At 33.6% G+C, this 13,797-nt stretch carries 14 protein-coding genes; 2 read left to right on the top strand and 12 right to left on the bottom strand.

Features of this window, described 5'->3' with window-relative positions; all coding sequences use genetic code 11:
• Nucleotides 1–25: 25 nt before the first annotated feature.
• Together H6G25_RS03920 and grpE are read left to right on the top strand one after the other, a co-directional pair.
• Entirely contained in the window at nucleotides 26–418 is a 393-nt protein-coding gene (locus H6G25_RS03920; RefSeq protein WP_190391337.1) for a molecular chaperone DnaJ, read from the top strand.
• A gap of 32 nt (nucleotides 419–450) precedes the next feature.
• Nucleotides 451–927, top strand: coding sequence for a nucleotide exchange factor GrpE (grpE, locus tag H6G25_RS03915; protein WP_190391336.1), 477 nt, complete (start codon nucleotides 451–453; stop codon nucleotides 925–927).
• Between the two features lie 102 nt (nucleotides 928–1,029).
• Here grpE and hypB read toward each other — a convergent pair whose 3' ends face one another.
• From hypB to H6G25_RS03855, 12 genes are all read right to left on the bottom strand, one after another.
• Nucleotides 1,030–1,854 carry a hydrogenase nickel incorporation protein HypB gene (gene hypB / locus H6G25_RS03910; RefSeq protein ID WP_190391335.1) on the bottom strand — a complete coding sequence of 275 codons (825 nt, stop codon included), beginning with the start codon at nucleotides 1,852–1,854 and terminating at the stop codon, nucleotides 1,030–1,032.
• Entirely contained in the window at nucleotides 1,845–2,186 is a 342-nt protein-coding gene (gene hypA, locus H6G25_RS03905; RefSeq protein ID WP_190391424.1) for a hydrogenase maturation nickel metallochaperone HypA, read from the bottom strand. The genes hypB and hypA overlap by 10 nt, the downstream gene beginning before the upstream one ends.
• A 110-nt stretch (nucleotides 2,187–2,296) precedes the next feature.
• On the bottom strand, nucleotides 2,297–2,644 hold the full coding sequence (locus H6G25_RS03900; protein ID WP_231395417.1) for a type II toxin-antitoxin system RelE/ParE family toxin: 348 nt from the start codon (nucleotides 2,642–2,644) through the stop codon (nucleotides 2,297–2,299).
• Complete coding sequence (locus tag H6G25_RS03895; protein WP_137909070.1) at nucleotides 2,616–2,879, bottom strand: type II toxin-antitoxin system Phd/YefM family antitoxin; 264 nt, start codon at nucleotides 2,877–2,879, stop codon at nucleotides 2,616–2,618. The genes H6G25_RS03900 and H6G25_RS03895 overlap by 29 nt, the downstream gene beginning before the upstream one ends.
• A 177-nt stretch (nucleotides 2,880–3,056) precedes the next feature.
• Complete coding sequence (gene hypE / locus H6G25_RS03890) at nucleotides 3,057–4,151, bottom strand: hydrogenase expression/formation protein HypE (RefSeq protein WP_190391334.1); 1,095 nt, start codon at nucleotides 4,149–4,151, stop codon at nucleotides 3,057–3,059.
• A gap of 78 nt (nucleotides 4,152–4,229) precedes the next feature.
• Complete coding sequence (locus H6G25_RS03885) at nucleotides 4,230–4,445, bottom strand: 4-oxalocrotonate tautomerase family protein (RefSeq protein WP_028089727.1); 216 nt, start codon at nucleotides 4,443–4,445, stop codon at nucleotides 4,230–4,232.
• 24 nt (nucleotides 4,446–4,469) lie between these two features.
• Nucleotides 4,470–5,621: a hydrogenase formation protein HypD gene (gene hypD, locus H6G25_RS03880; protein WP_190391333.1), complete on the bottom strand. Its 1,152-nt coding sequence runs from the start codon at nucleotides 5,619–5,621 to the stop codon at nucleotides 4,470–4,472.
• A gap of 58 nt (nucleotides 5,622–5,679) precedes the next feature.
• Nucleotides 5,680–5,928, bottom strand: coding sequence for a HypC/HybG/HupF family hydrogenase formation chaperone (locus tag H6G25_RS03875; protein WP_190391332.1), 249 nt, complete (start codon nucleotides 5,926–5,928; stop codon nucleotides 5,680–5,682).
• A 59-nt stretch (nucleotides 5,929–5,987) separates the two neighbouring features.
• Entirely contained in the window at nucleotides 5,988–8,339 is a 2,352-nt protein-coding gene (hypF, locus tag H6G25_RS03870) for a carbamoyltransferase HypF (RefSeq protein WP_190391331.1), read from the bottom strand.
• Between the two features lie 445 nt (nucleotides 8,340–8,784).
• Nucleotides 8,785–9,945, bottom strand: a complete 1,161-nt coding sequence (locus H6G25_RS03865; protein ID WP_190391330.1) for a hypothetical protein — start codon at nucleotides 9,943–9,945, stop codon at nucleotides 8,785–8,787.
• A gap of 89 nt (nucleotides 9,946–10,034) precedes the next feature.
• Nucleotides 10,035–13,277: a type ISP restriction/modification enzyme gene (locus H6G25_RS03860; protein WP_190391329.1), complete on the bottom strand. Its 3,243-nt coding sequence runs from the start codon at nucleotides 13,275–13,277 to the stop codon at nucleotides 10,035–10,037.
• Between the two features lie 295 nt (nucleotides 13,278–13,572).
• Nucleotides 13,573–13,797, bottom strand: coding sequence for a hypothetical protein (locus H6G25_RS03855; protein WP_028083582.1), 225 nt, complete (start codon nucleotides 13,795–13,797; stop codon nucleotides 13,573–13,575).

Below are 13,797 nucleotides of genomic sequence, written 5' to 3'. Positions count from 1 at the left end.
TCAAATTAAACCCAACTAAAAAATCATGAATAATAACCTACCAAACCCTAATCCCTATCAAGTTTTAAATATTTCTCCTTCTGCTTCCAATACAGAGATTACTAAAGCTATGAAAATGGCACTGGTACAAAAAAAATATCCCATAAACGTCATTTCTCAAGCTCATAAAAGTCTATTAAATCCCCAAGAAAGAATTATTGCTGATTATTTAAGGGAGATATTACCATTAGTACAGCGTTTTCAAAAAACAGATTTATCTGAATTAGAAAACCTTCCAGAAAATTTAGATTTATTACCAGAAATAGATAATATAGATAAGGAGATATTGGAACTAAAAAATATTTCTGAAAGTGATAAAAAAATAGGACAAATTCTATTTTCCCAATCTCCAATTCAAATGGCTAAATTATCCAATTGATAAAACACAAACCCAAATAAAGATAACAAACTATGATTAACTATCAAATAAGTTCAGAAGAACGTGAACAATTAAAACAGGTAATTAGTACCTTGCTGAAAACTGAATATACATTAAGACAAAATTTGCGCGAACAAGAAAAGGAACATCAAGCAAGTAATGAACAACTGTATTTAGAAACATTAGAAATATTTGACGCTTTAGAAACATTACGTTTTGTTTTAGCAGAAAATCCAGAAATTAAAGAAAGTGGATTACAACGTTTACCTAAATCATTAGCAAGTATTGAGAAAAAATTATTAGGTATGTTAGAAAAAAGAGGAGTAAAGTCAATTATTTTTACAGAAAGTCAACCAAATTTTGAATTTTGTCGAGTAGTAGATAGAGAAATCAAAGATGATATAGAAGAACAAACAATTACTAAAGTAGTGCGTCAAGGATTTGAATTAGATAACCAGGTTTTACGTCCGATAGAAGTAATTACTTCTAAAAAATCATCATCTAATTAAATTATTTTCCTTGAAGAATTTAGTATAATATTTATATATACTGAAAAAGTCCATAATAAAAAATACCTAATCTTGTCAATAGTTAGGTATTTTTTACTGAATTTACACAGAAATCAAATCAACTGAATTATTCACCTTTTGACTTAACCACCCATACCAATCTTCCAAACCTTCCCCAGTAGTAGCAGAAACTTGGAAAACTTGGATTTTGGGATTCACCTGTTTAGCATATTCAATACAGCGCTGAACATCAAAATTGATATAAGGTAATAAATCAATTTTCGTTAAAATCATAATATCACTACTGCGAAACATATAAGGGTATTTAATAGGTTTATCTTCTCCTTCCGTCACCGATAAAATTACCACCTTAGCCGCTTCTCCCAAGTCAAACAAAGCCGGACAAACCAAATTTCCGACATTTTCAATCATCACCACAGAATTAAGGGGCGGATTCAATTCTTGCAGCCCTTTTTCTATCATGGAAGCATCTAAATGACAGCCTGTACTCGTGTTAATTTGTACCACTTGACAACCAGTGGATTTAATTTTTTCCGCATCATTTGTAGTTTCTTGATCACCTTCAATAACGCTGATAGTTAGTGTATTTTTTAAATCATTAATAGTGCGAGTTAATAAAGTAGTTTTACCTGCACCGGGAGAACTCATTAAATTTAAAGCCAGAATATTTCGACCTTTAAACCAGCCGCGATTTTGGGCAGCTAATAGGTTATTTTTACCTAATATTTCTTGTTCTAAAGATATGGTTGTATTATGAATTTGAGCATGAATTTGGGTTGTTTCCTCATGATGATGAGAATGAGTAATTACAGTTCCATCTGCTAAAGTATGAGTATGATGGTGTTCATTTTCCATATTTGTAATTGTTGTTTGATTATCACCAGAACATCCGCAATTTACACACATAAATCCTCCACTTCAATTTCTTTAATTTTTAGTTCTTCACCAGCTATTATATCTAATTTAATACTACCACATTCACAAATACCAAAAGGTTTTTCGACATAAAAATTTGTACCACATTCACGACATTTAGCCATTCCTGGTATTTCCAAAATTTCTAATCTTGCCCCTTCAACTATTGTACCTTGGGCGCAAATATCAAAACAAAATTTAATTGCATCTGGCATAATAGCCGATAATTTACCAACTTCTAATAATACTCTTTGGACTTTTTTACCTTGGGCATTTTCGGTGACTATGGCAATGATATTTTGAGTTATTCCGAGTTCGTGCATATTAGGTGACAGTTGAGCCGTTACAGACAAGGAGTATAATGAAGTACACATCAATTTATTTCCTGTTCCCTAAAACTAAAAAACTTTGTATCTCACGAGCATGGGAACTGCTATAATAATTTCTGCAAAAGATTATAAATATCTTCCTTATTACCTTCCTTTCTTAAACCTATGCCAACTACTAAAACAACTACCTTATCATTTTCCACTTGATAAACTATACGGTAGCGTTGCCCTACAGCCCTAAGACTACGATAATTTATTAGTTGTCCAGTTAAAGGTTTTCCCTGCTTTTCAGGTTCTATTTTTAGTTTATCAATTCGTGAAATTAGAGCTTTTTGGTGACGTTTATCTTTAATATTTGTTAACATCTCCAATGCTAAAGGCGTTAACTGAATTTCAAATTCAATATTATCAGTTTGTGGTTTTTCAAAGTCCGAGTTTGAGTTTTGCATCATGCCAACTAATAGTTTCTCCCCTGTGTGCTTGAGCTATACTTTCTTGTAATTGTTGGTTAAATTCTTGATCAAATAAAATTGCTAAAGTTTCTAATAAAGATTCATATTGCTCAAAACTAATAGCCGCCATAACTGGTTTACCATGTTTGGTAATAATTATTGGCTCTTGTTGTACATCATCTGGCAAATGTAAAATTTGCTGTTGTGCTTCTGTAATTGTGAGGTGTTTTAACATATTCTGGTAACAAATAAGTATTGTATATGATTATATCACTAATTCATGCACAAGATACCCGACTTCTGTGTTGATGATAGAATTTGTAGGTTGGGTTAAGCGACAGCGCAACCCAACAAAACCGCAAAAATGTCGGAAATGTTGGGTTTCCTTCGTCAACCCAACCTACTATAGATTTTAACATATTCTGGGCAGTTGATCACCTACTAGCATATCTATGATTCTTTCTGCACCAAAGGCGGTTTTTAAAAAGACTATTCCTGGTGGGTGGGGAATTATTTCACCTATAATAGATGCTTGTTTTCCTGTGGGGTGGTTTTTCATTGTTGCTAAAATCAAATCGGCTTTTTCTGGAGGTGCAACTATGACTAATTTTCCTTCGTTGGCTAAATATAAGGGTTCTAAACCTAAGATTTCACATACTCCATTTACTTCTTCTTTAATGGGAATTGCATTTTCATGAATGCGTATTCCTAAGTTAGAAGTGAGGGCAAATTCATTTAAGACTGTGGCTAAACCTCCTCTGGTTGCGTCTCGCATGGCGTGAATTTGGGGACAAATTTTAATAATTTCGGCGACTAATTCATGCAGTGGTTGACAATCACTTTCTATGTCTGTTTCTAATGCTAATTCTCCTCTGGCAATTAATATTGCTGTGCCATGATTTCCTATTTCTCCATTAATAATTACTACGTCTCCCGGTTGAATGTTGCGAGGAGAAATGTCAATGTTTGGGGGAATTATGCCAATGCCGGCAGTATTTATAAATAATTTATCGGCACAACCTCTATTAACAACTTTGGTGTCTCCTGTGACTATTTGCACTCCAGCTTTTTCCGCTGCTTTCTGCATACTAGCTACAACTTTTCTTAATATTTCTATGGGTAAACCTTCTTCTAAAATCATGCTACAAGTCAGATATAAAGGTTTTGCACCACTCACGGCTAAATCATTAATTGTACCATTAATTGCTAATTCTCCTATGTCTGAACCAGGAAAAAATAAAGGATCTACTACATAGGAATCTGTAGTAAATGCTAATCGTTTTCCATGTTGAGAAAGACTAAGTAAATCAAATGTGGCTTGGTCTTCTAATTGGGATAAAATGGGATTATCAAAACTTTTAACAAAGATATCGGCGATTAAATCTCTCATGGCTTTACCACCGCTACCATGGGATAAGTTAATGTGAGTATCTCTTATCTTTCCTTGACGACGACGGACTTGCTCAATTTTTTGGAAAAGTGGATTTTGATGAGAGTTAATTGTCATTTTTAAAATTGCTTTGTAATTATTTGTAATTATATTTTTTGTTGTGGGACAGGCATCTTGCCTGTCATTATTAATTAATTATCTGCCAGTTTCTTCATGTCTACCAGCGTGTTTATCAGAGTGTAAAACCCCTCCAACCGCCCAATTATCCCGTTCAAATTCATCAATATGAATAGTTATCCATTCGGGCTTTGTTCCTAGTGCAGAAACTAAAGCTTCAGTGACAGCTTGGGCTAGTTTACGCTTTTTTTCTATGGAGTGACCCTTACCAATTTGAACAGTGACAAAAGGCATATAATTTTCCTCAAATTGTGCAATTTAGACTGATATAGGTTCGGACGATACACCTGATTTATCTCTTTTTGCCATGGTTGACAGTCGCCCATATTTGTAATATGCTGCACAAGCACCTTCAGAAGAAACCATACAAGTTCCTATGGGTGTTTCTGGTGTACAAGCTGTTCCAAATACTTGACATTGCCAAGGTTTTAAAACTCCTTTGAGAATTTCTCCACATTGACAAGCTTTATGATCTGCTATTTTTAAATTCGGAATTGTAAATTTAACTTCAGCATCAAATTGGGCATATTCTGGGCGAATTTTGAAACCGGAATTGGGGATTTCTCCTAAACCTCGCCATGCAAATTTTTCTCGCACTGTAAAAACTTGATTCATGGCTGTTAATGCGTTTTGATTTCCTCTAGTTTCTACTAAACGATTATATTGATTTTCAACTTGACAACGATTTTCTACTATTTGTTTTAATAACATCCAAATTGATTGGAAGATATCTAATGGTTCAAAGCCAGAAATAACAATTGGTTTATGATATTGTTGGGTAATAAATTCATAAGGTTCTGTGCCTATGACCATACTTACATGACCAGGACCAATAAAACCATCAAGTTGTAAATCGGGATTTTCTAATAATGCTTGCAAGGCGGGAATTACTAATACATGATTAGAAAACATACTAAAATTAGTGATATTTTCTGCGGCTGCTTGAAGTATGGTAAATGCAGTGCTGGGGGCGGTGGTTTCAAAGCCTAAACCGAAAAATACTATTTCTTTATGGGGGTTTTCTTTGGCTATTTTCAGGCTATCTAAAGGTGAGTAAATCATGCGAATATCCGCACCTTGGGCTTTAGCTTGCAAAAGGCTGGTTTTTGCACCAGGTACACGCATTGCGTCGCCAAATGTGGTAAATATGATGTTGGGTAGTTGACACAGTGCGATCGCATCTTCTATTCTACCTTTAGGCATCACACAAACTGGACAACCAGGACCATGAATTAATTCTATATTATCGGGTAATATTTCTTCGATTCCATATTTAAAAATAGAATGGGTATGTCCTCCACATACTTCCATGATTTTTAAATGTCTATTTATTTGTTGGCTGAGTTTGGTTATTTCTTGTTGTAAAGCTTGGGCTTTTTCGGGGTTGCGAAATTCGTCTACATATTTCATAATTTTTGTTTCGCGCAAAGGCGCAAAGGTGCAAAGACGCAAAGAAATAAAGGAGATTTTAAGTATAAGATTGGGCTATTTCTTGTAATATTTTTAATGTTTCTGCTGCTTCTTGTTCGTTGATTCTGTTCATGGCAAAACCAACATGAACTAATACCCAATCTCCTATACAAGCTTCTGGTGGGTGTTGTTGGTCAACTATACAGGCTATGTTTATTTCTCTTTTCACTCCTCCAATATTAACTGTGGCTAGTTTGTGTTCTCTGTTGGTTATTTCTGTTATTTGTCCGGGTATTCCTAAACACATTTTAGTTTTCCTTTTTTTAAGATTTATCTCACGCAGAGGCGCGGAGACAACGGAGGTTTTTATAGCGTTTCTTTTAAGTATTTAGCGGCTGCAATTACACTTTGTCCTAGTGATAATCCTCCATCATTTGTTGGTACTATACTATGAGTTAATACGTTAATTTCTAATTTTTCTAATTGCATTTTTACCTGTTGTAATAAAATTTGGTTCTGAAATACTCCTCCTGTTAATACTACTTGATTAAATTGATTTTCTTGTTTCAATTGTTTAACTATTTTGACGGTGGTTATAGCTAAACTTTGATGGAATTTTGCAGCTATTTCTGATGATGAAATGTGCTGTTTTATATCATTCAAAATTTCTCGCCATGTCGGGGATGTATCTATATAATATATATTAGCTGATTTTTCCAATTTAAAGGAATAATTTAGAGTTTCTTTATCATTGTTTAAAATATTGGTATCAGCTATTGCTTCCATTTCTATGGCTGCTTGTCCTTCATAGCTGCATTGTTCTGGACAAATACCTATGGCCGCTGCAACTGCATCAAATAATCTGCCTACTGACGATGTTAAGGGTGAATTAATACCTTTTTCTATGATTTGGTTGAGTAGTTTAGGGTTTTTATGTTCTAAAAATTTGATTATTGCTAAATCCCTGTATTTTTCTGGTATTTCTTGCCAACTAAAAGCATTAATTAATTGAGAATAGGTATTTCTCCAAGGTTGATAAATTGCCTGTTTTCCTCCTATCATGGGCATAGGTTTAAATGTTGCTAATCTTTGAAAACTTTGATAATCTGCTAATAAAAATTCTCCTCCCCATAATGTACCGTCTTCTCCATATCCTAAACCATCAAAGGCTATTCCTAAAATCGGTTTTGTATCTAAAGAAATTTGATTTTCTGCCATACAAGCGGCTATATGGGCGTGATGATGTTGAATTTCTGCTAATTTAATATGATTAACCGTTGCTAGTTGTTTACCAAGTTTAGATGATAAGTATTCTGGATGTTTATCAATAGCAATTATTTCTGGCTTATGTTCAAACAAATTTAGATATAAATTCAATGTTTCTTGATAAGCATTAAACGCGGACGCATTTTCTAAATCTCCTAAATGTTGTGATAAAATCGCCTCACCTTCTCTTAATAAACAAAAGGTATTTTTCAACTCACTACCCATGGCTAAAATAGGCGGTATTTTTTCAAATCCCGGTGGTAAAATAATTGGTGCTGGTGCATATCCCCTAGCACGTCTGAGGGTTTGAATTTTATTGTCAATAACTCTAACTACAGAATCATCTACCCTATTAACAATATCTCGATTATGTAATAGAAAATAATCAGCTATTTTCGATAATTTATCTTTAGCCTCTTCATTATTTATACATTGTGGTTCATCAGAAATATTAGCACTAGTTAAAACTATTGGTACTTTCATTCTTCTGAGAATTAAATGATGTAAAGGCGTATAAGGTAACATAAAACCCAGAGTATTTTGTCCGGGCGCTATAGAAGAAGCTAATTGATGATTATCTTTAATTTTTAATAAAACAATAGGTGCAGCCGAACTTGTTAATAATTCTTTTTCTAAATCATTAATATAGCAATATTCAGAAATAATATTCATATCTCTAGCCATTAAAGCCAAAGGTTTATGATATCTATGTTTACGATTTCTGAGTTTTTGAACTGCATTTTCTAAAGTAGCATCACAAGCCAAATGAAAACCACCTAAACCTTTAATAGCAACAATTTCACCCTTTTGTAATAAAGTACAAACAGCATCCAAATCATCCAACATTGAGAACATATCAGATATCACAGGTTTACCGTCAGCCCTTTCTAACCATGCACGAGGTCCGCATACAAAACAAGCCACAGGTTGAGCATGAAAACGACGATTTTCCACATCTTCATATTCCCTTTCACATTCCTTACACATTGGAAAATTCGCCATACTCGTATTATCCCTATCGTAAGGAATAGCGCGAATAATAGTTAACCTTGGACCACAATGAGTACAATTAGTAAAAGGATAGCGAAAATAACGACTAAAAGGATCAAAAATTTCCCTTTGACATTGGGGACAACTTGCAGCGTCAGGAGAAACTTGAGTTTTTATCACACCATTAACACTTGGAGAAATCACAAAATCATCAAAATTAAATTCTCCCCAATATAGACCTCTAACCACCTGATTAATCCTTGCCAAAGGCGGACATTCTTGATATAATTTATTCACAAAATCCGTGATTATTTCCTCACTACCAGAAACACGAATCAACACCCCTTTTCCATCATTAAAAACCTCACCTTTCAAACCTAACATATTAGCTAAACGATAAACAGTAGGACGAAAACCCACACCTTGTACAATCCCACAAACCCTAATTTCCTCTATTCTCATTCTTCCTTCCTTTGCGTCTTTGCGACTTTGCGTGAGATAATCAAAACTTCCAAATCAAAACGCGATTATTCCCAGAATCAGCCTTCCTTCCTTTGCGTCTTTGCGACTTTGCGTGAGATAATCAAAACTTCCAAATCAAAACGCGATTATTCCCAGAATCAGCCTTCCTTCCTTTGCGTCTTTGCGACTTTGCGTGAGATAATCAAAACTTCCAAATCAAAACGCGATTATTCCCAGAATCAGCCTTCCTTCCTTTGCGTCTTTGCGACTTTGCGTGAGATAATCAAAACTTCCAAATCAAAACGCGATTATTCCCAGAATCAGCCTTCCTTCCTTTGCGTCTTTGCGACTTTGCGTGAGATAATCAAAACTTCCAAATCAAAACGCGATTATTCCCAGAATCAGCCTTCCTTCCTTTGCGTCTTTGCGCCTTTGCGTGAGATAATCAAAACTTCCAAATCAAAACGCGATTATTCCCAGAATCAGCAATTACCGCAACTTCTCCACAAACCTTAACTCCATAACACCAATTTAAACTTTGTCGCGTTGGTAGTCCAAAATTGCGATTTTCACTTTTATTTGTAAAGTTATCTTGCCCAATGACAAAATCAGCATCAGCACCCTGTAATAATAGAATAGATTCTCGTTTTTTCCATCCTACTAAACGCGAATTAGCCGTGTCAGCTACCATTAAATAATCTCCCCAAATATCTACTCCATAAGGCATACTTAAACTACTAGCACTAGGAAAATAAACCCCTTGATTTAATTCAACAAAATTAAAGTTTTTTTGTCCTAAAATCACCGCACAAGGAGTATTATTTTCTGTTGGTATTCCTGGCCAAATCATCACCCTGTTATTACCTGCATCAGTAACAACTAAATTATCATCCCACATCGTGATATCATGACACCAACGCATACTAGCAGCAGTGGGAGAACCACCTCCATTTTCATTGCGCGATATCATATCTGGTTGTCCCAAAACTATATCCGCAGGTTGACCATTTTCTGTGGGTAATTGATTCCAAATTAATAACCGACGATTTCCGGTATCAGCTACAAATAACTTACCTTGATAATAGAAAATACCGTAAGGCCAATGGAGAGTATTAGCTGCGGGTTGTTGGTGTCCTCGATTTGGTTTATTATCAATAAAGTTAGTTTGTCCTAATACTAAATCTGCGGGAATATGACTATCTTTTGGAATATTATACCAGATTAAAATACGATGATTCCAAGCATCTGCAACGGCTAAACCATGACCACATTTACAAATACCCGTAGGTACACTAAATGTAGATTTTCCTGGTGTATTTTTTGCATTTTGTCCTTCATGAAAAAAGTCAGGTTGTCCTATTACCCAGTCCGCAGGTTGATGGTCTTTTGTGGGTAAATTTTGCCACCCCAATAAACGATGATGTCCTGTATCTGCTACCCATAATGGTCCTGTTGGTGATAATAAACAAGCTGCACGGGGTCCAAACATTGTTGTCGGAGTGGGTACAAGGGGAATTACTAATTGTTCTGGCGTAATATTATTTCCTAATATTATTTTAGCGCTATCAGGGAAGAGGGAGAAATGGGATATATTTTGGGTTTGCAATGTAAATAGGGAATTAATGTTTATGCTATTTAATCCAGGTTTAGTTAATAAAATTGTAGGTTGGGTTGACGCAAGGAAACCCAACATATTTAGATGATCGGAAAACCTGGAATAATTCTATCAATTTCCTGCATTATTCGGAAAGTTTCTGTTAAGGAGATAACAATTTTTTGATAATGGTTAATTTCTTCAGTAGATAATTCTCGTTTAGCGTTTTTTCTGTCTTTTAACCATTTATCTAATACTTGGTATCCACCAATTTTAAATTCCCAGATATGTGGAGGAATATTGGTAAAATAACTCTGTTTATTGATATATACTCTTTGCAATTCTGAATTATAGGTAACTTCGCTAACTTGATTATCTTCTATTGTTTGATAGGTTGTCATTAAATTATTGAGTTTATTGGATTTCATTAAATGTAAGTTAACTAATTCTTCTCCTTTGACAGCTAATGAATTAAATAGGTTTTGATTACTGGTTAAGGGAAGACGGGGAAAATCTATTTTCAGAAATCCAGCGTATCTAGTGCGGTATGTAGGACTGTGAAATATAGCATAAGCATAGTAAAAGATTTGTTCTGGTGTGGGTATTTTACCAAGTTTTTCTTTGATAGCTTCTAAGAATTTTGGGGATAGGTTAGGAGTTTTTTCTACAAAAAGATTTGTTTGTTTATTTTCTGTATTTGGGTAGATATAAAGAGGAAAAACATAAGTTGCTTCTCTACTTTTTAACGATACAGTACAATGTTCTGTGAGAATTTCTGAACAAAATATATGATAAAAACCAGGTTCAACTTGTTGACGACAGGAAAGTAACGCAATATTATTACCTTTTAATAAATGTCCCATTAATTCTTTACGACTATCTCCCCTTTCAATAATCTTAGGATTATAATAAACCCAACGATTATCAAATGGTCTATAAGCATATAGTAGTATTTTTGATTCAATTTCATCTTGTTTAATATCTAACTTAGCTTTTTCTAAACTCCAATATTCTGTATCTTTGATATTGTATTTTTGTTTTAATTCTTCTAAATTAGTATTTATAGAAATATCATGAAAACGATTTATTAAAGTTTCTCTATCATAGTCAACACATACATTATCTCTTCTAGTTTTCACACCAGCAGCATAAATAGGAAAGATATCAGTTATACTCAAATCTCTTTGATATTCGTCTTCATAATCAAGATTTTTCCGTGCAAAAAAGTAATTAGGTTCAGTAGGTTTTACTTCTATCCAATCAATATTATCTAAACTTGCAGATTCTAAAAACTTATATTTATCCTCACGTCTTCCCCACAGATCATAATATAACACCTTAGCCATTTCCTTAACACCATCTCTGGATTTATAAGCAGTAGAACCATAATCAGGCTTATCTTTTTCGCGCACAGCAATTAAAATCGCTACACCCTGTTGAATATCAAAAACATTTTGATCAACATTTCCCTCTGGAGTGGTTTCTTTTAATAAGGAATTACCATGTAAATCCATGATATATAATCTATCAAAATACTTTAATAATTCTTCCCTCATACCTCGATGAATTAAACCATTGAGATAGGAATGGTTAGTAATAAAACCAATAATACCCGCATTTTGAGCATTATTTTCAATTTGATATTGAGCAAAACGAATAAATTTAATATAATCATCATCTAAAGGTTGAATATTCTTTTCTCCTTCCAGTCTGACTCTACCTTTATATAGTTCTAAAAGTTCCCCAATATGGGTTAATTCCGTGATAGTTTTACCCGCTTTTCCAGTTTTATAAATCCGATTCCAAACTGAACCAGTATATTCAATATCTGCTAAATATCTTTCATCTTGATTTAAGACCCTTTTGCGTTTACTCGCATTTTGTGAACTGACAGAATAAGGAGGATTTCCTAATACTACAGTTACAGAAATTTCCGTTTTTACCTTTGCTGCTTGACTTGATTCTTCCGCGATAATTTGGGTAATTCCGGGAATTAATTCCCCGGATTTTATTCCTGCTTCCAAAGCATTAGTTAAATAAATTTTTAATCTTTCTGCTGGTGCAAATTTATAACCCAAATCTCCCAATAATAAACCTAATTTTAAATGCGCTATGGTATAGGGAGTCATCAATAATTCAAACCCAAATAAACGCTTTAAAAGTTTTGCGTCTCTTAAAAAACTATTCCATTTATCAACACCATATTTAGCAACATTATCACGAATTTGTTTAATAACTGCATATAAAAATGTTCCTGTTCCCGTTGCGGGGTCAAGAATTGTGACTTTGCGATTTCCTAAGCCATATTCTAAATCAAAAATTTCTTCATTAACTAAAATATCATTAACAGAACGGACAATAAAATTAACTACAGGTTCAGGAGTATAATAAACTCCTCTACTTTTTCTCAATGAAGATTCATAAGCGGCTAAAAATGTTTCGTAAAAGTGAATAACTGGATCTTCTGTGCGGGTTTCTTGACCAAAGTTTTCTAAAATATTGGTCATGTCTATTGTGTTAAATAACTCTATTAAATTCTCAATTGATTTGTGAATTTTACTAACGCTATTAGTTCCTAAAACTAAATCAAATAAACCTTTTAAAAAAGGAATTTTATCAGTAATATAAATACTTGCTGTTGTGCGATTAAATGCAAATTCTCCAGGGTTTTGTGCATGACCAATTTTTGCAGTAAATAACCCATAAGCGATAGTTTGAGCGTACATATCTGCAAATTTATCATTATCTATATCTAAAAGTAGTAGTTTTTTAAATGTCTCTTGTAGAAGATTTAATTCTTCTGTGGTTGTTTCTATTTCTAAAGATGATTGAATTGCGTTTCTAATGGTTTTAGTATAAGCGGCCATTTCTTTAGCCAAATCATAATAATTATTAATATCTTTGGCTTTTTGATTCAGAAATAATTGTAGTAATTCTCTAATTGGTTGTAAATCATTAACCAGAATAATTTTACCTGATTTTAAATCAGCTAATTTAGCAGTTTTTTCACATTCTCCGTTTACATACCAATGAAATTCTAGATAATTAGTTAAAATCAAATTGTAACCAATGTTGGATTCTAAATAGCGTTTAATTTGTGCAGTTTTTTGGATTTTACCTAAATCAACATGAATATCTTTAGCTTCTATATATCCTAAAATCCGCTCATTTTTTCTGATAGTTAAATCTGGTATTCCTGCTTGATTACCTTTTTCTTCAATTCTGGCATTAATCCCAATCATTAAACCTTCAATTAGTCGTTTTAGACTGGGGTAATGACTGCGTTCTCCACCGCGTTGGCTATTTTCTTGTAAATCTTGGATGTAGTTATTAAAATCAGACATAATCCCTGGATAATTATTTATTAAATTTCTTGATTTTTATCATAGCATATAATTGTAATATATTTGTAGGTTGGGTTAAGCGACAGCGAAACCCAACAAGTTGTGAAAATGAAAATGTTGATGTTGGGTTTCCTAATGTCAACCCAACCTACTTATTTATCTGTTGATCATGTTGGGTTTCCTAATGTCAACCCAACCTACTTATTTATGATCATGTTGGGTTTCCTAATGTCAACCCAACCTACTTGTTTATGATCATGTTGGGTTTCCTAATGTCAACCCAACCTACTGTAAATCATTTCATTCTAAAATCTTGCAATAAAAAAGGCATAATTGCACCCGTAATTAAACTAGCTACAGTAATGGGAATACAAAGGGGAATTGATGCTTGTGCTAGTAATACTAATATAACTGTGCCAATACCACTAGCAATTATAGTTTGACGCAGAAAATATATGGGGTCACGGAATAGTTTACCCTTAAAAAATAACTTAATAGAAAACCAACTTAATTCTAACAT

It is taken from the genome of Dolichospermum sp. FACHB-1091 (assembly GCF_014697585.1).
Taxonomy (GTDB): Bacteria; Cyanobacteriota; Cyanobacteriia; order Cyanobacteriales; family Nostocaceae; genus Dolichospermum.
The sequence above is the reverse complement of the archived record's forward strand: the minus strand, read 5'-3'. Positions and strand labels throughout refer to the sequence as shown.